The sequence below is a fragment of the Pararoseomonas baculiformis genome (genome assembly GCF_017813395.1).
In the GTDB taxonomy this organism is placed as follows: domain Bacteria; phylum Pseudomonadota; class Alphaproteobacteria; order Acetobacterales; family Acetobacteraceae; genus Roseomonas; species Roseomonas baculiformis.
The window spans coordinates 210,244-230,071 of the sequence record NZ_JAGIZB010000005.1 but is presented as its reverse complement, the minus strand read 5'-3'; the positions used below and the strand labels follow the sequence as shown (position 1 = coordinate 230,071).

Annotated in this window: 9 protein-coding genes; 1 reads left to right on the top strand and 8 read right to left on the bottom strand. The window is 68.8% G+C overall.

All coding sequences use genetic code 11. From position 1 onward, the window contains the following. Positions 1-37 precede the first annotated feature (37 nt). The 8 genes from J8J14_RS07185 to J8J14_RS07150 all read right to left on the bottom strand — a co-directional run bounded on the left by J8J14_RS07185 (position 38) and on the right by J8J14_RS07150 (position 14,232). Positions 38-874, bottom strand: coding sequence for a lytic transglycosylase domain-containing protein (locus J8J14_RS07185; RefSeq protein WP_245215531.1), 837 nt, complete (start codon positions 872-874; stop codon positions 38-40). Between the two features lie 168 nt (positions 875-1,042). Further along, positions 1,043-1,810: a hypothetical protein gene (locus tag J8J14_RS07180; protein WP_209378789.1), complete on the bottom strand. Its 768-nt coding sequence runs from the start codon at positions 1,808-1,810 to the stop codon at positions 1,043-1,045. 279 nt (positions 1,811-2,089) lie between these two features. Next, positions 2,090-2,926 (bottom strand): type II secretion system protein GspK, encoded by an 837-nt coding sequence (locus tag J8J14_RS07175; protein ID WP_209378788.1) that lies wholly within the window; start codon positions 2,924-2,926, stop codon positions 2,090-2,092. After that, positions 2,907-5,138, bottom strand: a complete 2,232-nt coding sequence (gspD, locus tag J8J14_RS07170; RefSeq protein WP_209378787.1) for a type II secretion system secretin GspD — start codon at positions 5,136-5,138, stop codon at positions 2,907-2,909. The genes J8J14_RS07175 and gspD overlap by 20 nt, the downstream gene beginning before the upstream one ends. A gap of 11 nt (positions 5,139-5,149) precedes the next feature. Further along, entirely contained in the window at positions 5,150-6,403 is a 1,254-nt protein-coding gene (locus J8J14_RS07165; RefSeq protein ID WP_209378786.1) for a type II secretion system F family protein, read from the bottom strand. Further along, on the bottom strand, positions 6,387-8,081 hold the full coding sequence (locus tag J8J14_RS07160; protein WP_209378785.1) for a GspE/PulE family protein: 1,695 nt from the start codon (positions 8,079-8,081) through the stop codon (positions 6,387-6,389). The genes J8J14_RS07165 and J8J14_RS07160 overlap by 17 nt, the downstream gene beginning before the upstream one ends. After that, positions 8,066-8,605: a prepilin peptidase gene (locus J8J14_RS07155; RefSeq protein ID WP_209378784.1), complete on the bottom strand. Its 540-nt coding sequence runs from the start codon at positions 8,603-8,605 to the stop codon at positions 8,066-8,068. The genes J8J14_RS07160 and J8J14_RS07155 overlap by 16 nt, the downstream gene beginning before the upstream one ends. 275 nt (positions 8,606-8,880) lie before the next feature. Continuing rightward, positions 8,881-14,232, bottom strand: coding sequence for a M10 family metallopeptidase C-terminal domain-containing protein (locus tag J8J14_RS07150; protein ID WP_209378783.1), 5,352 nt, complete (start codon positions 14,230-14,232; stop codon positions 8,881-8,883). A gap of 452 nt (positions 14,233-14,684) precedes the next feature. Between J8J14_RS07150 and J8J14_RS07145 the strand changes: the two genes are divergently transcribed. Then, positions 14,685-19,814 carry a cupredoxin domain-containing protein gene (locus J8J14_RS07145; RefSeq protein WP_209378782.1) on the top strand — a complete coding sequence of 1,710 codons (5,130 nt, stop codon included), beginning with the start codon at positions 14,685-14,687 and terminating at the stop codon, positions 19,812-19,814. Positions 19,815-19,828: the final 14 nt, after the last annotated feature.

Below are 19,828 nucleotides of genomic sequence, written 5' to 3'. Positions count from 1 at the left end.
CTGCAACTGCGGCGAAGCTCCCTTCCGTCGCGCTGGCCTACTGCGTCCGCGCGAGTGACTGGGTGGCCCGGGCGCCGCCATGTCCCAGTTCTGCCCTTGCCCTGCTGCGCGCGGCCTGCACCCCCGCATAGAACCGGGAGAGGTTCGCCATCCCCGCGCGCTGCTCCGCCGACAGGGCGCTGAACTGCCGGGGGTCGCCAAGGGCCCGGAGTGCTGCGGCCGGATCCGTGGTGGCCAGGCTTCTGAGCGTGGCAAGTTGCGCGAGCGCCGCCTGGTGCCGCTCTGCCGATTGTCGCTCTGCCGTGGCAAGGCCGGGTAGCAGCGCGAAACTCCAGGCACGCGCCGCGGGGGGGACGACCGAAACGCTCGTCGGCTGAGGAATGCTGCCCGCGCCGGCTTCGACACGCTGGCGATAGGCCTCCCCGCGGTCCGGCTGGCCCGAATGATAGCGCCGGACAGCCATGTTCCAGTCCCCATGCCTCGCATGCAGTTCCCGAAGGAAGCGCACCGCATAGCGGAGATTGGCCTGGGGATCGAAAGCCTCATCCAGGCTGGAGAAGCTCTCGGGATGATGCAGCAGGTTGATCTGCATGCAGCCAATATCGATCGAGCGCTGGCCTGCCGCGAGAAGCGCCGAGACCTCGGCGACCGCCTGCGCCTTGGTGGCTGCCATGTATCCCCGGCCACTCACATTGTAGGACCAGGGCCACGGGATGACCCGACCCGTGCGCGCAAGCCGTCGGCCGCTTTCGACAATGGCGATGGCATGGAGAAGGCCTGGCGGAAGGCCCGATCCAGGTTCCTGCTCAGCAATGGCCTGCTGGCACAGGCGTCCGTCCTGTTCTGCCGTCTGCGCCTGGCCAGGCAGTGCCATCATTGCCAGGAAGCCGGCCAGGAGGAGCGAGCAACCTGTCCGCCTCCATCCCCGGCGCAGCGAGAGCGGGAGCGTGGCCGGCGTATGCTTGGGACATGCGAACTGCCCGGTCCCGCTGGAGGAGCCGGGCAGTCGGCCGGAGTTCCGCGGCGTGCGGAACGGCATGGATCAGGATTGCGCCTGCCTTGTCCGCCGGCGGAGCACGCCGGCCAGCATCAGGAGGCTCATGCCCATCACGAGGCCTGCTGCGGGCTCCGGTACAGGAATCTGCGAAATGTCCAACGCGGTCCGCCCGGTATAGACCTGCCCGAAAAGTTCGTTCTCGGCGGCGCCTACGGTCTCGCGGATGCGGATGCGGTCGAAGGGATCAGTGGACCACACGCCGACGAATGCCGCCACGTCGTTCGGCGCGTTGAAGGTGAACATGTCGATGATGTTGCTCGCGCCGTTCAGCAACGTCACCGTGAAGGTGGAATCGATGAACCGGCCATTGCGCCCCGGATCGTTCTCGAGCTCGACGAAGTCGAAGCCGAGGCTGTAGATGGGCGCCGTATGCGAGCGGATGTTGAGCTGGTCGCGGCCCGTGACGCTGAGCAGCCGCTGGCCAGGGAAGTGAGCCGAATCAATCAGGCCGACGTCGAAGGGCGTTGCCGCCGCAGCAGCGGAATAGGTAATCTGCCCAATCCTGATGCTGGAGGCCCCTCTCTGGTCGGAAGGGAAGACTCCGCTTGCCGATGTCGCGCCCGTGTCGGCGAGGAAATCTGCGCGGTTCGAATAGGTCAGGAGTGCCGCATCGGCGGTTCCGGCGCCAAAGGCGAGAACCGATGCGAGAAGTCCGGCTAGCAACTTAGAGCGCATTTCTGTCTCCCGGCGAAGGCGTGTCAGCATGGATGGCGCGCAAAGCTGGATGTCATCGTTGTCCAGTGCAGCGGCCATCCTGATTGGCGGCGAGCGGAACCTATCAAGTTTCACTTCTTCGCAGCAACGGTTTCAGTCGGCGCAAGATGATATTTGCGTGTTCTCTTGTGGGAGACTCAGAAAATCATAAGTCGCCAAGATCGTTTCTGTAAAGAATTCTGACGCGGTGATCTCGCGACCGCCTTGCGCGCGGGAGGGAAGTGTTCCCCGATCCGGGGATGGTCGAAGTTCGCTCGTCTTCAGATCAGCCATGAATCTCAGGGCTTCTGGCGAACGGCAGCATCTTGCCCTGGATGTCTATCCGTCGGCTCGGGAGGCGCCGCGCCACATCAGGATCCTGCCGGGTGTTCCAGCGTTGGGCGCCAGCATCACGACGGCATCCACATGCGCTGTCACAGCGCCGCGCTGCGCGCTCGACCGGATGCGCCAGATCATCCGGCGCCCCGCCCGCGAACCCATGGAAGCGGCGTTGCCGGGCCGCCCGGCCTGAGCCTGCCTGTCAGGCATCTCGCCCGCCGCATGTTGCAGGATGGCCTGCACGGCCGGTGGCGCTGCCTCCCATGCCGGATAGCTGCTGTTCGTATGAACGGTGACGGCGCCTTCCAGTGCTTCGGCCAGCGCCAGCCCCACGCCTGGGATCAGGGCAAGCTCATTCGCGGTGACGAAGGCCTGGCGCCTTGGTCCTCCCCCGCCTGTCCCGGCCGTGCGGGGGCGGAGGGAGGAGAGGGGGTCGCGCCAGTCGAGAACGCGGGATGCGAGTTGCCGCGCCGCGGGCTCTTCCAGGCCCGCGGCCTGGAACATGGCGGCGATGAGCGGCTCGGGCGCCGTGTTGAGATCGATGCGCCCGTCCTCGTCCACCGTGTCCACCACCACCCCGGCACCGCCGAGTGCGATCGTGAAGCGCGAGCGGGGCGGGCGGGCGGATATCTCCCGCGCCGCGAGCTGATGGGCGGCGTACCAGATCCCGCCCTCCGCCGCGCTGCGTGCCGCAGCCAGATCCGCCTCGATCCGTGCGGCCCCGGCATCGGCCGAGGAGAGCCGCGTGACCACGGTTCCGGCGACGCCGAGGAGGAGCGCGATCCAGAGCGCGAAGACGAGGGCGAAACCTCTCCGCTCAGCGCAACGGAAGCGCATGGTAGTTGGTCCGGCGCGGCTCGTCGCGCGGTGCCATGCTCTGCATGCGCAGGCGCAGCTCCTCCGTCACCCGGCGCTGGTCCTCGACATTCTGCACCACGCGTGGGGTGATCAGCACCAGCAGCTCCGTGCGGCGGCGGGAGGTGCCACGCACGCCGGTGAGCTCGCGCAGCACCGGGATGTTCACCAGGAAGGGAAGGCCGGTGCGGGTATTGCTGTCGGCCTCCCGGATGAGGCCGCCGAGCACGACCGTTTCCCCCGATGCGACGGAGACGACGGTGCGGAGCCGGCGCTGCTGGATCGTGGGGCTGTCGATCCCGCTCGTGGTCGTTGCCACGGCATCGGAGATGTCCTGGTCCACGTCGAGCAGCACGCCACCCACGGAATTCACGCGGGGCGTGACATCCAGCGACACGCCGGTGTCGCGCAGGGAGACGGAGTTGACGATGCGGGTGTCCGTCACCCCGCCGCCCGTCGCCTGCTGGGTCACGATGGGAACGGAATCGCCGACGCGCAGCCGGGCCGTCTGGTTCGAGAGGACCATGACCTGGGGCGAGGAGATCACGCGCACATCGGTCAGCCCCGCGAGTGCCTGCAGCACGACCGTGGCATCGGCGCCGCCGGAATAGAGGAGGTTGAAGCCCGGAACGGTCTGCGCGGCCGTGGTGGCCAGGTTGAACTGGAAGCGCCCGCTGCGGAAGAACCAGGAAAGGCCGTATTCGAGTTCCTGGTTCAGCGTGACCTCGGCGATGATCGCATCCACCGCCACCTGGTTGGGCGGGCGGTCCAGCAGCAGCACGGCGCGCTCGACCAAGCGCCAATCCGCTTGGCTCGCATAGACGATCAGCGCGTTCTGCGCCTCGTCGGCAACGATGCGGACCGCCGCTGCCGGCAGGCCGCTCCTTTCATCCGCCGGCCCCGGGGCGCCGAAGGGAGCCGGCATGCCAGGAATGGATGCCGGCGTGGCAGGGGACCCGCGGCCGGAGGCCAGGAGAGGGTTCGCGGCCCCCTGGCCGTTGCCGCCGGCCAGCGAGGCCTGGGTGGCCGGGCTGCCGGCGCCGCCCAGGGGCATGTCGGATATCGGCGCGACGGTGCCGCCCGTCATCTGGACGCCCTGCTGCCCCGGGGCCAGGAGGGAGGCCGGATCGGTGCGCCCACCGCCGCCCTGCAGCAGCTGCCGCAGCGTGCCGGCCAGTTCCGCCGCCCGCACATACTGCACGTTGTAGACGAAGAGCTGGGGCGCGCTGCCCATGCCGGCGGCATCCAGGTTGCGCACCCATCGGCGGACCCGCTCAAGCTGCTGCGGCTGGCTCGCCACCACCAGCACCGCGTTCATCCGTGCCACGGGCACCACGCGCAGCCCTTCCCGCGCGCTGCCCTCCGCGCCGGCGAAGATGGAGCTGATCTCCTGGGCCACTGTGGCAGCCGGGGCGGAGTCCAGCGGCAGCAAGGCCACGGACTGGCTCCGGATCCAGCCGACATCGAAGCTCTCCACCGTTTCCAGCAGCGTGTTCAGCTGGGGGCCGGTGCCGGCGAGTAGGAGGATATTGCGGGCCTCGTCCGCGGAGATGAAGCCGCCCGGCGGGACAAGGGGCTGGAGCACGCGCTGCATGTCGGCGGCGCGCGCATGGACGAGCGGCAGCGCCACGATGGAGAAGCCGGGCCCGGGCTGCCCGCCCGCGGCGCGCCGGGCCAGCGGCGGGGCGGATTGCAGCGCGCCATCCAGCGGCGCGACGCGGTACCCATGATCCCCGCGCAGCAGGGCGGCGCCATTCGCCGCCAGGGCGGATTCGAGGAGCGACAGCGCGGCTTCCTCCGGCACCGGCCGCTGCGTCTGCAGGGTGATGGTGCCGGTGACGCGCGGGTCGATGGTGTAGTTGACGCGGAGCAGGTCCCCCAGCACGGTCTGCACGACCTGCGCCACCTGAGCCTCGACGAAGTTGAGGGTCACGGACCCGCCGCCCGCCTGGGCCGCGCCCGCAGGGCCCGTGGAACGCAGCGGGCCCCGCGCCTGCATGCCCGGTTCGGTGACCGCCGGGCGCCGGGGCGGGGTGGCGGCGGGCAGGGTCACGCTCCCGGTGACCACCGGCTGGACAGCGGGTGGGCGCTGATTCGCGGCCTGGATACGGGCCATCGCCTCGTCGAAAGCCGCGCGCCCCCGCAACTCCGGCTCGCCGCAGGAGGCGAGGCCAAGCAGGAAAGCGACGAACATCAGGCTGTGTTTCATGAGCTGCCCAGAACGGCCGAGTTGGCACCGAGAATGGCGTTGAGCGTGGTCATCACGATGACGGCGATGAGCCCGCCGAGAAGCAGGGTGACGCCGGGGACGAGGAGGACGATCAGGCGCTCCGCCATGCGCTCGGCGTCCTCCTCATGGACGATGGCGACCTCATCGAGCAGTTCGCGCAGCCGCCCGCCCTCCTCGCCGATGCCGATGAGCGTGATGGCGAGGGTGGGCAGCGCGTTCTCGGCGGCCAGGGCTGCCGCGAATCCCGTGCCCGTGGAGAGGCGGGCGGCCGCCCTCTCAAGCCCGGAACCGATCGCGACATTGCCCACCGCGCCGCTGGCATGCTGCAGCGCCTGGGCGAGCGGGACCCCCGCGCCCAGCAATGCCCCGAGGAGCCGGGCGAAACGCGCCGTGGCCGCACGCCAGACCAGCATGCCGATCAGCGGCAGTCTCAGCACCCGCGCATCCCGCCAGTGCTTCGCCTCCCGGGCCGCCAGGGCGCGGCGTGCGAGCAGCAGGGCCAGCAGCAGCGCGGCCAGGGCCGTGGCACCCCATTCGCGCAGCCAGGCGGCCGTGTCGAGCATGAGGCGGGTGGAGGCGGGCAGGCGGTCCCCGGCGGCGGAGAAGAGCGGTTCCAGGGCCGGCAGCACCACTGTCACGAGCACGGCGATGACCACCCCCGACAGGCCGAGGACAAGGGCGGGATAGGTGAGGCCCGCCCGCACGCGGTCCGCCAGCCGCTCCAGGCGGAGTGTCTCGATGGCGAGCCGGTCGAGCACGGCGGGCAGCTTGCCCGTTCCCTCCGCGGTCTCGATCGCGGCGGCGTACCAGGCGGGGAAGGCGAGGGGCCTGGCGGCCACGGCGGCGGAAAGGGAGGAGCCCCCCCGCACCGTCTCGTGCAGGCCCCTGAGGATCCTGCGGGCCGTCGATGCCGTTTCCGATCCGACAAGGGCCTGGAGCGCCACGTCGAGCTGAAGCCCGGCCGAGAGAAGCAGGCTGAGGCCGCGTGTCAGCCGCGCAAGCTCCCGCGGGCGCAGCTTCAGGTCGCCGGCCGTGCGGGGCGCGCGGATCGCCGGGCCCTCGCCGGCCAGGCGAAGTTCGACCGGGAGGTGACCGCCCTGCTGCAGGTGCCGCGCGGCCTCGTGCTCGCTCTCCGCCTCGATCCGGCCCCGGAGGGTGCGGCCATCCGCCGCGATGGCGACGAAATCGAAGTGGCGCGCGCCCGGCATCGCCTCAGCTTCCGCCGACAACGCGCATCACCTCCTCGATCGAGGTGATCCCCGCCAGGGCCTTGCGGAGCCCGGCCTCCTGCAGCGTCAGCATGCCCTGGGAGGCGGCGAGGCTGGCCAGGCTGTTGCCATCGGGCCGCCGGAGCATCAGCGCCCGGAGTTCGTCCGTGACATCCATCACCTGCAGAACGGTCGTGCGCCCGCGATACCCCGTGCCGCCGCAGGCCGGGCAGCCTCGCGGCGCGTGGAGGCGGATCGGGGCGCCCTGGGCCAGCCGGGCAAGGCCAAGCCGCTCCAGCAAGGGCGGGGCCGGCTCATAGGGCTCCCGGCAGGCCTTGCAGAGGGTGCGGACGAGGCGCTGTGCCAGCACACCCCGCAGCACGGAGGAGATCAGGTAATCCGGCACGCCGAGATCCATCAGCCGCGCGACAGCGGATGGCGCGTCATTCGTGTGCAGGGTGGCGAGCACGAGATGGCCGGTCAGCGCCGCCTGAACCGCGACCTCCGCCGTCTCCGGGTCGCGGATCTCGCCCACCAGCATCACATCGGGGTCGTGCCGCAGCATGGCGCGGAGGGCGTTCGGGAAGGTCAGGCCGATCTGGGAGCGAACCTGCACCTGGCTCACCCCTTCAAGCCGGTACTCGATCGGGTCCTCGATGGTGCAGATCTTCAGGCGCTGCCGGTCCAGCGAACCCAGCGCGGCATAGAGGGTGGTGGTCTTGCCGCTGCCGGTCGGGCCGGTCACCAGCACCATGCGGCTGGTCTGGGCCAGGAGGCCGTGCATGGCCGCGATTTCGTCGGGCGTGAAGCCGAGCGCGTCGAAATCCAGCGCGACGGAACCGCGGTCCAGGATGCGCAGCACCACCCCTTCGCCATCCATCGCGGGGATGACGGAAACGCGGAGGTCGATGTCGCGCCCGCGCACCGCGATCCGCATGCGCCCATCCTGCGGAAGGCGCCGCTCCGCCACGTCGAGCCGCGCCATGATCTTCAGGCGGGAGATGACGCCGGTGCCGAGCGCGGGCGACACGGTGCTGAGATGATGCAGCACGCCATCCACCCGCATCCGGGTGCGCAGCCCGGCCTCCGTGGCCTCGAGATGGATGTCGGAGGCCCCGCTCTCCACGGCCTGCAGAATGAGGGCGTTCACATGGCGGATGACAGGCGCCTCGCTCGCCTGGTCGCGCAGCCTTGCGGCATCCTCCGGCGCGGCGGTGGCGAGGTCCGCCGTGACCGCCTCGGGCGGCGCGGGCGCGGTCTCCAGCCCTGCAAGCGCCGCCTCGATGGCGGCGGGGGGAGCGACGGCGACCGTCACGGACATGCCGGTGGCCAGGGATGCGGCCTGCACCGCAAAGGCATCCAGCGGATCGGCAAGGGCGAGGAGCAGCTTCCCGTCCTCGATCCGCACCGGGAACGCGCGCACCCGGCGGAGGAAGCGCGAGGGGAGCCGCTCGATCATCGGGGGTTCGGCCGGCAGGTCGTCGCGCGCCAGAAGTGGCCGGCCGAGCGCTTCCGCGGCGGTGGCCGCGAGGATGTCCTCCCCGACGAGGCCGAGGGCGAGCAGCGCCGGGATCAGCGATTCATGGGCAACGCGCCGCGCTTCCTCCACCCGGGCCAGCGTGGCGGGCGTGACGAGGCCGCGGCTCAGAAGGAGGTCCGTCAGGCATCGCTCGGCATCATCCGTCAGGGCCAGGTCCAAGACGGCGCTCCCCCGATCGCGATCCAGGTGATCCAGGAAGCCACGGCCAGGGCGGGCACGAAGGGGATTTCCGCCCGGGGATCGACACGCCGGCTGCGGAAGAGGGCCATGAGGAGGCCCAGCGCCGCGGCGACCGTGACGAGAGGCGCGAGGCCGCCAGGCCCGACCCAGGCGCCCACCGCGCCGAGAACCCATGCATCGCCACGCCCAAGCCCTTCATGCCCCCGGAGCCTGCGGAAGGCACTCTCGATGATCCGGAAGCTGGCATAGCCGATTGCCGCCCCGGCGGCCGCCGCGCCCAGCCTCTCCGGCGAGGACAGCATGGCTGCCGCGGCGCCTGCCGCCAGGAGCGGCAGGACCAGCCCGGCGTGGACGATGCCGAAGCGCAGGTCGAGCCAGGCAAGGGCGAGCAGGAGGCCACCCAGCACGGCGGCAAAGGGCAGGGCCGGGGAGGGGAGCAGCAGGGCCAGCGGCATGAGGGCAGTGCCGGTTCCGGCAAGGAACACCCACTGCGTCGATTCCACCGCTCGCCTCGGAGCGGGTGGGAATCGGTCAGCCACAGGCTGTGTCATAACAAACGGACCCCACTCAGCCGTTTCCGTCCATCCCCGATCGAGACGCTAACATGTTTCACTCGGGTGACGAGAGGAATATTGCCCAGGGAAACGGCATGCCGATCCGCATCCGCACTGGCGGCGCGCGCCATGTCGGTTGCAGCGGAAGCGCGGCCACACCCTGCGGCAGTCCAGTCAGGGGCGCACCCGCCCGGACATGCCGGGCGGGTGCGCCGCCCTCATCCTCAGAACAGGAAGTCGTTCTGAGTGAGCGCCGATCCGGCATTCAGCTGGATCGTCATCTCGGCCGTGCCTCCATCGCCGATATCGATCGAGACCAGGTTGCTGCCGGTGATGTAGCGCACGGTCGCCTGGCCGTTCCCCGGGGGAAGGGCGTTTCCGATGAAGGTGAAGTCACCGTCCGCATCGCCCACCAGGGCAATGCCCCGGAGATCGATCTTGTCGATGCCTCTCTCGAAATCGGTGATCGTGTCGCGCCCTGCCGCACCGGCCCGGCTGTCCGTGAGGAGGTTGTAGACGAACACGTCCGCCCCGGCCCCGCCGGTCAGCCGATCCGCCCCGGCGCCGCCCTCGATGGTGTCGTTCCCGATGCCGCCGAGGATGGTGTCCGCCCCGTTCCCGCCCATGAGGCTGTCATTTCCGGCGCCACCATCGAGCGAGTCCGCGCCCCCCGCGCCGTCGATCGTATCCGCACCGCCGAGGCCCAGGAGCGTGTTGGCGGCGGCATTGCCCGTGATGCTGTTGTCCAGGGCGTTGCCGGTGCCGCTCAGGTTGGAATTACCGGCGAGGATCAGGTGCTCGATCGTGTTGCTGAGGGTGACGGTGACCGTCCCGGAAATGGTGACCCGGATGGTGTCCGTGCCCTGGTTCAGCGCCTCGACCACCTGGTCGGACACGTTGTCGACAATGTAGAAGTCGTCCCCCAGGCCGCCCTCCATCCTGTCGATCCCCGCTCCGCCGTCGAGCGTGTCGTTTCCTCCGTTGCCGACCAGCGTGTCGTTGCCGTTCAGGCCCTGGAGGAAGTTGTTCCCGTTGTTGCCGGAGATGCGATTGGCCAGGCTGTTGCCGGTCCCGTTCAGGTCGAGGCTCGGCGCGCCAGCCTCTCCCTCAACCAGTTCCAGGTTCTCGATATTGTTGCCCTCTGTCAGCACGAAGCCCACCGAGGAGCGGACGGTGTCGATGCCCTCCCCCGCGAGTTCGATGAGCACGTCGCCGATGTGATCGACAAGGAAGATGTCGTTCCCAAGGCCGCCACTCATCGTGTCGGCCCCGGCGCCGCCATCCAGCAGGTCGTTCCCGGCTTCGCCGTTCAGGACATCCGTGCCGAAACCGCCGTTCAGCGTGTCGGCCCCGGCGCCGCCGTTCAGCGTGTCCAGCCCTCCTCCACCATCCAGGATGTCGTTGCCTGCCCCGCCGAGAAGGAGGTCGAAACCGGCTCCGCCCACCAGAAGATCGTTCCCGCCCGCACCATCGAGCGTATCGTCACCGGCGCCGCCGTCGATGGTGTCATCGCCGGCCATGCCCATCAGGGAGTCATTGCCTCCCAGCCCCAGCAGCTCGTCATTCCCGATCGAGCCACGGAGCGTGTCCGCGTTGGCCGTGCCGCGGACGATGATGCCCTCGGCAGGTGGCGGGGGTGTCGGGTTGTTCGCCAGTTGGGTCGCCGAAACCCGCTCCCCCTGGAAGTGGAACCATTCCACCCCCTGGATGATGTCGGTCCCGTCCTCCCCGCCATTCATGTGCTCGATCGTGAAGGCCAGGGTCGTCCGGTTGTAGGTCACGCGATAGGCCGCGCGCGTGCCGCTGAACATAACCTCGTCGCCCGTTCCATCGCCGCCGAGGATGCTGTCGTTGCCCATACCTCCGGACAGCGTGTCATCCCCCGCGCCGCCGCTCAGCGTATCGGCGCCATCTCCGCCCGCCAGGACGTCACGCCCATCGCCGCCATCGATCACGTCGTTCCCGGCGCGGCCATCCAGCACGTTGTCCAGCGCATTGCCGGTCATCGTGTCGTTCGCCTCGCCACCGGTGGCATTCTCGATACCCGTGAACACGTCCTCGATCGCCAGCGCGATGGCCGCTCCCGTGGCGGGGTTGCGGGTGCTGCTCGTGATGCCGTTCAGCAGGTTGATGCTGAAGCGCGCGAACTCGCCCTGGTAGGAGATGGTGTCGGTGCCGTTGCCGCCATCCATGCTGTCGGCCCCGAAACCACCGAGGAGCAGGTCGTTCCCATCGCCGCCATCGAGCAGGTCATTCTCGCTGCCGCCGATCAGCGTATCGTTGCCCGCTTCGCCGAAGAGGGCATCGTTCTCGCTGCCGCCGATGACGACGTCGTCACCCAGGCCGCCATGCGCCTCGTCCTCGCCTTCCCGGCCATCGATGGCGTCATTGCCGGCGGTGCCGATGAGCAGGTCGTTCGGCGCCCCTTCGCGGGGTCCGATGATCTGCTCGCCCGGCACGCGGGTATCGAGCACCTTGGCGATGACGGCGCCATCCGTGTCGAGCCCATCGACCGCCTGGCCGGCCGCCGCGATCACGAGCCGCCCGTCGCCGAGGCCAGCCGCCGAGAAGCCGCTGGCCGAGGGGGTGGAGCCCTCGTTGAACACGTTGAAGGTGCCGCCGATCGGCTTGGCATCATAGCCATAGACCTGGCCGCGGATGGAACTGGTTCCGGCGCCCCCACCCACCTCGTAGTAGATGGCGAAGCCGGTGCCGAAGTCATCCTCAGCCGTCGGGCTGATCTGGAAGACGCCCGTGGCGCCCGCAGGCAGAGGGATGGGTGCGATGCTGGCCGTGATAGTCCAGCCCCCGCCCCCCGGTGCCATCACATGGGCGCGGATGGCCCCTGAAGCGTCAGTGTAGGCCACCAGGAAGGCTGTGGTCAGGCTGGCCACCTGGGGCTTCACCCCGGCGGGAACCGTTCCCAGCGACCCGGTGGTGACCATGTTCTCGAAGGTCGTATTGCCGCTCGCGTCGGTGACCGTGGTGAGGACCGCCACCTTCAGATCGGTTCCGTCCACATAGCTGACGATCATCTCGCCGTCATGCAGGACGGTGATGTCAGCATTCCGGCCGTTCTCGGCAATGACGAACTGGCCGGTATCCGTCCCGTTCACAGGGCGGGAGACCGGCGCCTGCTCCAGCCCGGTGGCATCCACCGGGATGACGAAGCGGTCGAGCAGGATGCGTCCGGAGCTGCCCGTGCCGGACGCCTCCGTATAGACGAGGTTGAAGCCGAACTCGATCGTGTCGTTGGCGGCATCCACGATCTCGTAGCCGACCACCGCGGCATCCCGCTGCGAGCGGCCGGCGGCCGGCGCATCCGCCTGGAATTCGCCAGCGCCCGTCACGCCACCGACCGCCGAGCTCAGGCGGCCCTTGATGACGCTCGCGCCACCGGCACCATCGCTCTCCTGCCACACGGCCACCACGCCGAGATCGCCGGCCATTGCGGCTTCAAGGCCGGAAACCTGCTCGGTGACGCTATCCTCCGGATCGATGCTGAGACGGAAGACCTGGGCGGCGCCGCCAAACGCGGTGTCGTGCCGGCCGAGCGGGTCATAGGCTTTCAGATAGACGTTGTTCCCGGACTGCCACACGAAGCTGAAGCTGTTCTCCATCGCCACGGCGATGGGTGCGGCCTGCGCCCCCGTGTAGGAATCGGGGAAGGCATTGGCGGCCGGTGCATTGACGGTGAAGCCGTCCGTGCTGGAGAGCCCCCATGGCTGCGGTGTGCCCTCGGGCACGGAGTGCTGGGCGGGCGGGAGGATCTGGGCGAACAGCTCCGTCGAGACCCGGACGGCGTTGCTGATGTCCAGCGCGCCTCCGGTCCCGAGCACCGTGCCGATGGAGGCGCCGAAGGCAAGCTGCTCGATATCGGTGATGATGTCCTGGCCGTCCGGGCCCGGGTCACGGTCGCGGTTCTGGAGCCGCATGTCCTTGACGGTGTAGCTTCCATCGCCGTTCAGCGTGATGGAGTAGCGGTCCTGGCTGCCGCGATAGGCCGCGACATCGTTCCCCTCGCCGCCATCCAGGATGTCGTTGCTGCCGCCGCCATAAAGGGTATCGTTGCCCAGCGCGCCGTGGACCGTGTCGTCGTCACTGCGGCTGCGTTCGGTGTCGCCGCGGTCGGCCACGATCAGGTCGTTCCCGATCGTGCCGACGATGAGATCGGGCCGTGCATCCACCTCATCGATCGTGCCGTTGCCGTTGAGGTCGACACGGTCGCCGACGAGGTGCTGGCCGGGCGAGCGCGTGTCCACGATCTGCGCGACGATGTCGCCCGACGCGTTCTGCGTCACCAGCACGGCACGGTCGCTGACCAGGCTGGCGAGGCCGTGCTGGCCCGCGCCGGCGGAGTTGATGCCCAGGGTGATCTCATGAGGCGGCAGCGCGGTGCTGCCATTCATTGGCGGAAGGGCCGCGGCATCGAAGTTCTGCGCGAAGAGGCGCCCATCGGTCGTCCCGTAGGAGATGATGCCGCCTTCATTGGCCTCCCCGAGCCCGGCCGCCTTGAAGTGCCCGGCATAGCCGTTGGGGCCCTCGGGAAGGTCGACGATCATGTTGGCGGCGCTCGGCACCCAGGTTACCGCGCCATCCGCCAGGGCAAAGGTCTGGCCCATGATGACGAGGTCGGTGGCCGGGGCCCCGCCGCCCTTGGGGGCCACCCAGAAGACGCCGAAATTGCCTGCGCCGAGCGGAACCACCTGTGCGGCATGGCCCGGGGCGACGGTGTGGGTGCCCAGGACGTCGTTCATCTGGAGGCCGGGCGGCGGGATCACGTCGCCATTGGCCGCGTCCCGCAGCTCGCCGCGCAGGCGGCCGGTCGGGTCGATCCAGATGATGGCCGTCTCGCCATCATGCAGCACGGCCACGGAAGGGCTGGTTCCTGCGCCGAGATCCAGCACGCCATTGGCGCCCTGGCTGGCCTCGCCATCCTGGCCGGCAGCCGCCACCGCATGGGGTTCGCCGGCATCGTTGTTGACGATCTGGAAGCGCTGCATCTTCACGCGCGGCGCAACGCCGTCGGCTTCCTCGACCCACACCACGGTGAAGCCGGCCGTGGCCAGGTCGCGCTCCGGATCGGCCGGATCCGGGCCCAGAACCTTTTCATAAGCCGAGATGGAAACACTGTGCTGCCGGAAGCCCGGGGCCTGGGTGCCGGGGATCGACAGCGCGAATTCGTCCCCAAGCAATCCGACCGGACCGGTCACGCGCGCCTTGAGCAGGATCGGTCCGCCCGCCGACGCTTGCTCCTGCCAGACCGCGGCATAGCCATCACCCCATCCCACGATGGAAGGCCCACCGAGGATGGTGCCGAAGCCATCATCCATCACGACCGGACCCGGCAGGATCTCGTTCATGGGGCCGAGCACATGGTCGAAGGCCTGGAACTGCACGCGGGTGACGGGCTGCAGGCCGGTGGTGGTGGTGAGATAGGCGATGCCGAAGTTCTCGCCGGAATTGTCGCCCACGACAGGCCTGGACTGGACAGTGCCAGCGCCGAAGGTCGGCGTGTTGACGGGGATCCCCATCAGGTCGGCAAACGAATTGCCCCAGTTGCTCGGTGACGGCACGGCTCAGAACTCCCCAGAGATGCCGAAGGCGTGTCGGTTGCAGGGCAGGTGATTCACGTTGACGTGATTTGGCGGGTTGTAGCGCGGCATTCTCTTCGCCTTCCCTCTCGTAACTCGTTGATTCGCCCGTTTCTGTGCGGCGATGTAAAGATCTTTGACAACTTGCATGAATTCTACCGCGTAATTCGCAGTGGAAATGAGCTCGCTTCTTCGTTCATCATTGCTGCAGCACGTCACCGAAGCAACCCTTTTTCTTCGGGTTTCAAGTTATACGAAAGTTTAACAAAGTAACGATTCAAGAAAACGGCGAGTTGGGATTTAGGCCTGCTAAGCACGGGTCGAGGTTGTTCGACCGATACGCGGAAGAATCAACAGGCGAGGGACTAGAAATGTTCGACGGGTTTCCAAGTAACCCATGGCGCGGGATCGGCGCGGCAATCGGGCCGCGAGCCGTGGCTGCCACCCTCATCGTCGCCGCAATGGTCGCACCGCAGGCGCAGGCCCAGAGCGTGGCCTGTCAGCGGGAACTCACGGCCGATGTTGTCGCGCTCGACCAGGCCGTGCTGTTCAACCGCTACGGCGCCCATCACCCGGGCTACATGATCTACGCGCTCCGCGGCGACGTGGTCGGCCTGGATGGCAGTCAGAACCTGTCGGCCGGGCGGGTGAAGCTGCGCGAGGACAAGCGCCCGCGCCCGCTGGTGCTGCGGGCCAATGTCGGCGACTGCCTGACCATCAAATTCCAGAACCTGCTCGGCTCCTCGCCCCTGTCGGTCCCGGGCGTGTCTGTGGACCAGCCGGCGACGCGCGCCGCGGGCCTGCATGTGGCCGGCGTGAACTACATAAGCGGCATCTCGGATGACGGCGCGAATGTGGGCGCCAACGCCTCCAGCCTTGCCGCTCCGGGCGCCACGAGGACCTACCGGGTCCTCGCCTCGCGAGAGGGCGTCTTCAGCTTCTACAACCCGGCCGTGCAGACGGGCGGCGAGAGCAATATCGGCTCCGCCGCCTTCGGCATGTTCGGCGCCCTTGCCGTCCAGCCACGGAACTCGGAGTGGTATCGCAGCCAGCTGAGCCGCGCCGATCTCGACCGGGCCACCAAGCGCAATGCCGATGGCAGCTTTGCCCAGCTTTCGACGGGTCATCCGGACATCGACTACGATGCCGTGTACCCCGCCGGGCACCCTCTGGCCGGCCGCCCGATCCTGGCCATGCTGCAGGGCGGCAAGATCGTGCATGGCGATACCAACGCCATCATCACGGGGCCTGGCCGTGGCCGCTTCGAGGCGGGGACCTTCCTCGCGAACAGCGTCCTCGAGCCCAACGCGACGGAAATGCAGGGCACAACGGAGGGCGGCGTACCTTCGGGAACGCGCGACAGGCGGGATCCCTACCGCGAGTTCGTCCTGCAGTTCCATGACGAGGTGAAGTCCATCCAGGCCTTCCCGCAATTCGAGGATGCCGAGCTGGGGCACACGCTGCACAGCGTGCGCGACGCCTTCGGCATCAACTACGGCATCAACGGTGCCGGGGCGCAGATCCTGGCCAACCGCTTCCAGCTCGGCCCCACGGCGCAATGCGCCGAGTGCAAGTACGAGGAGTTCTTCCTCAGCTCATGGGCGGGCGGCGATCCGGCGCTGGTCGTGGACAACCCCGCGAACACGCAGCTCGGTTCCAACAACCAGCGGGATCCGAATGCCCCGGCGGCCACGCGCGCGCTCTACCCGGATGATCCCTCGAACGTCTACAACAGCTATCTCGGCGACCGCGTGATCATGCGGAACGTGCATATGGGCAAGGAAGCGCATATCTTCCACCTGCACGCGCATCAGTGGCTTTACAACCCCGACGAGTCCAACTCTTCCTACCTCGACAGCCAGCTGATCGCCCCTGGTTCCGGCTACACCTACGAGATCGCGTTCAACGGATCGGGCAACCGCAACCAGACCGTGGGCGACAGCATCTTCCATTGCCACCTCTACCCGCATTTCGCGCAGGGCATGTGGGGGCTGTGGCGGGTCCATGACGTGTTCGAGCACGGCACGGAACTGGAGACTGACGGGCGCGTGGCGCCTCTTTCCCGGGCGCTGCCGGATGGCGAGATCCAGGCCGGAACCCCCATCCCTGCGGTCGTCCCCATCCCCACCATGGCCCTCGCGCCGCTGCCGGCGCCGGTGCACATCCAGAACGGCCAGCCCGTTCTGGCCGAGGGCGTCAGCGCGGAGGACAATCCGGGCTTTCCCTTCTTCGTTCCCGGCCGGGCCGGTAACAGGCCGCCGCGGCCGCCGATGGACATGATCAACAATGGCGGGCTGCGGCGCCATATCGTGACCGCCGGCGAGGCGACCGCGGATCTGAGCCGCCACAGCCTCGACAAGATCAGCGAGTCCCTCGAGATCCGCTGGCTGCCGGAGGATGGCGCTCCGATCGAGCAGGCCGCGATGGCGTTCCACAGCCGCCGTGCCCATCCGAGCGTGACGCCGGAGGGCACGCCGCGGGCCTTCATCACCAATGGCCGCCCGCCCGTGCGCGGCGCTCCCTTCGCCGACCCCTGCGTAACCGACACGGGCGGGGACGCGTCGCAGCAGATGCGCGTCTACAAGGGTGCGGCGTTCCAGATGGATCTCAGGATCAACCGGGCGGGATGGCACTACCCGCAGGGCCGGCTCCTCTCCCTCTGGTCCGATGTGCTGCCCACGCTGCAGGGCACCCGCGCGCCAGAACCGCTGGTGATGCGCGCCAACTCGGGCGACTGCATCGAATTCCACCACACCAACCTGATGCCGGCGGTAAGCAGCCTCGACGACTACCAGGTGCGTACCCCGACCGACATCGTCGGTCAGCATATCCACCTCGTGAAGTTCGACGTCACCAGCTCCGACGGTAGCGGGAACGGGTGGAACTACGAGGACGGCACCATGGCGCCGGCCGAGGTGCGCGAGCGCATCCACGCCATCCGGTACCGTTATGCCTGCCGGGATGACGAGGAGAATGGCCGCTGCCCCGTGGCGCGCGCCCATCCCTTCTTCGGGGCCGGACCCAACAATGAGTGGATCGGCGCGCAGACCTCGGTTCAGCGCTGGTATGCCGATCGCCTCGTGAACCAGCAGAAGCGGGACAACGCGCTGCGCACCGTCTTCACGCATGACCATTTCGGCCCCTCGACGCACCAGCAGAACGGCCTCTACGCCGCTCTCGTCGTCGCTCCCGAGGGGACGAGCTGGCAGCACCCCGAGACGGGGCGGGCGCTGAACGCTCGGGGCCGCGCCGATGGCGGGCCGACGAGCTGGATGGCGAATGTCATCCCCGCCAATCCTGCCGATGCCTATCGCGAGTTCGTCCTGCAGGTCGCCGATTTCGCCAGCGCCTATGAGGCGGGCGGCGGCATTGATGCGACCGGGCAGACCACGGCGGATCCGTCGCGCGCCATCAACCCGCCGCACCGCGCGCGGATCGGGCTGCCCTATCTGCAGGAGCGAGCGAGGACATGCCCCGGCGGTGGTGCGCCACCCTGCCCGGAGGCCGTCTCGGCGCAGGATCCCGGCACCTTCCTCGTGAACTACCGCAACGAGCCGCTGGCGCTGCGCCTCTATGATCCGAACGCGGCGCGGGCGGATGGCAGCGGGCGCGGCGCTCAGGCGGCGGGCCGGGCCGGCGATCCGGCCTATGCCTTCCGCTCGGACGTGCAGCGTGCGATGCCATCGCTGAACAGCCAGCCCAGCAACATTCCTGCGCTGACCTCGGGCGTGCAGCCCGGCGATCCCTGGACGCCGCTCCTGCGCGTGTACCGGCGTGACCGGGTGCAGATCCGCATGCTGGCCGGCGCGCATGAGGAGCCGCACCCGATCCACTTCAGCGGGCTGCGGTGGCTGATGAACAACCACGACCGGAACTCGGGCTGGCGTTCGGCCCAGATGCAGGCGATCTCGGAGCATTTCGAGTTCGAAGTGCCGATCGTTGCCCCCGAGGGCGATATCGGGCCGCATACGGACCATCTCTACTCCGTCTCCGCGAGCGTTGACGGCTACTGGCACGGCGTCTGGGGCCTGCTGCGCGCCTATGAGTACCAGCGCGGCGATCTCAGGGCCCTGCCCAACAACCAGGTTCCGACCAACCCGCGTAACCAGCGCCTGAACAATGGCGAGACGGTGCAGCTCGGCGTCACGGGCAACCTGCGCAACCTGCCCAACTTCAACGGCGTCTGCCCCGTGGGGGCGCCGATGCGGCGCTACGCCGTGTCGGCGGTCGCGGCGAGCCAAGCGATCGGTGCGCAGGGCATCATCTATAACAACCGTCCCGGGAATTATGCCGGCCAGCGCGGGCCCATCACCGACCCCACGGGGGCGATGTATGTGCTCGACAGCGATCTGATCGGCGGCAAGCTGAAGGCGGGCGTGCCGGTGGAGCCGCTCCTGCTCCGCGCCGCGGCCGGCGACTGCATCGAGGTGACGCTGACGAACCGCCTGCCCGCCAATTGGGCGGAGCAGGTGATCGCGCCGGCGAACCAGGGCTTCTACATGCTCCCGCTGCTGGTGGAACGCTTCAACGCCAACCAGCTCCGGCCCTCGATGGAGGTGGGCCTCAACCCGCAGCTCATCGCGACCGATGTCACGCGGAACGACGGGCTGAATGTCGGCCTCAACCGGATACCCACGAACACGACGCGCCCGGTGAAGCAGACCGTCGCTCCCGGCGACAGCACGACCTATCGCTGGTATGCGGGCCTGCTGACCCAGAGCGCGACGAACGACCTGATCGCGACGCCGGTGGAGTTCGGCGCGGTCAACCTCATGCCCGCGGACAGGCTCCGGCACAGCAACAAGGGCCTGATCGCGGGGCTCGTGGTGCTGCCGCAGGGCGCGACCTGGACCACGGACAGCAACACCCGCCTGGCGGCGACCGTCACCCTGCCGGGAGGACGGCAGTTCCGGGACTTCACCCTGATGTTCCAGGACGACCTGAACCTCCGGGCGGGCGGCAGGCCGGTTTGCCCGGTGGGCGCTGCCGAGGGCCTGGAGCCCACGAATGCGGACGGCATGCCCGAGAGCATCATCCAGACGGGTTGCAAGGGACTGAGCGACTCCATCGACTCCGGCAATGCCGCCGTGAACTACCGTACGGAGCCCTTCTGGGCGCGGCTGGGCCACGCGCCTGGGGAGAACCCGGAAATCACCCGCAACCTGAACTTCGCGAATGCGCTCTCGAACGGCCAGGTTGGTGGCGACCCAAACACCCCTGTCTTCACCGCGAAGGCGAGGCAGGAGATCCGCTTCCGCCTGCTGCAGCCCGGCGGGCATGGGCGCTCGGGCGTGTTCAACCTGCATGGGCACAACTGGTCCATGCTGCCCTACGCCTCGGACACCGTGCCGTCCCAGCGGATCGAGGGGGTGCGCACGGCCACCGGCTATGCGCCCTCCCCGGCCACGGGCTCGCGCGATGCGATCGGCCCGGCGCTGCACTACAACGTCGTGATCGAGCAGGCCGGCGGGCCGGCCGGGGTGACCGGGGACTACCTGTTCCGCAACCAGATGCCGGATGTGTTCGATGGCGGCGTCTGGGGCATCCTGAGGGTGACGCCCTGATGGGATGCCATAGG

Coding starts and splice junctions, on each gene's coding strand:
- J8J14_RS07185 (WP_245215531.1), bottom strand. CDS start 874: ATGGCACTGCCTGGCCAGGCGCAGACGGCAGAACAGGACGGACGCCTG.
- J8J14_RS07180 (WP_209378789.1), bottom strand. CDS start 1,810: ATGGCCGCTGCACTGGACAACGATGACATCCAGCTTTGCGCGCCATCC.
- J8J14_RS07175 (WP_209378788.1), bottom strand. CDS start 2,926: ATGCGCTTCCGTTGCGCTGAGCGGAGAGGTTTCGCCCTCGTCTTCGCG.
- gspD (WP_209378787.1), bottom strand. CDS start 5,138: ATGTTCGTCGCTTTCCTGCTTGGCCTCGCCTCCTGCGGCGAGCCGGAG.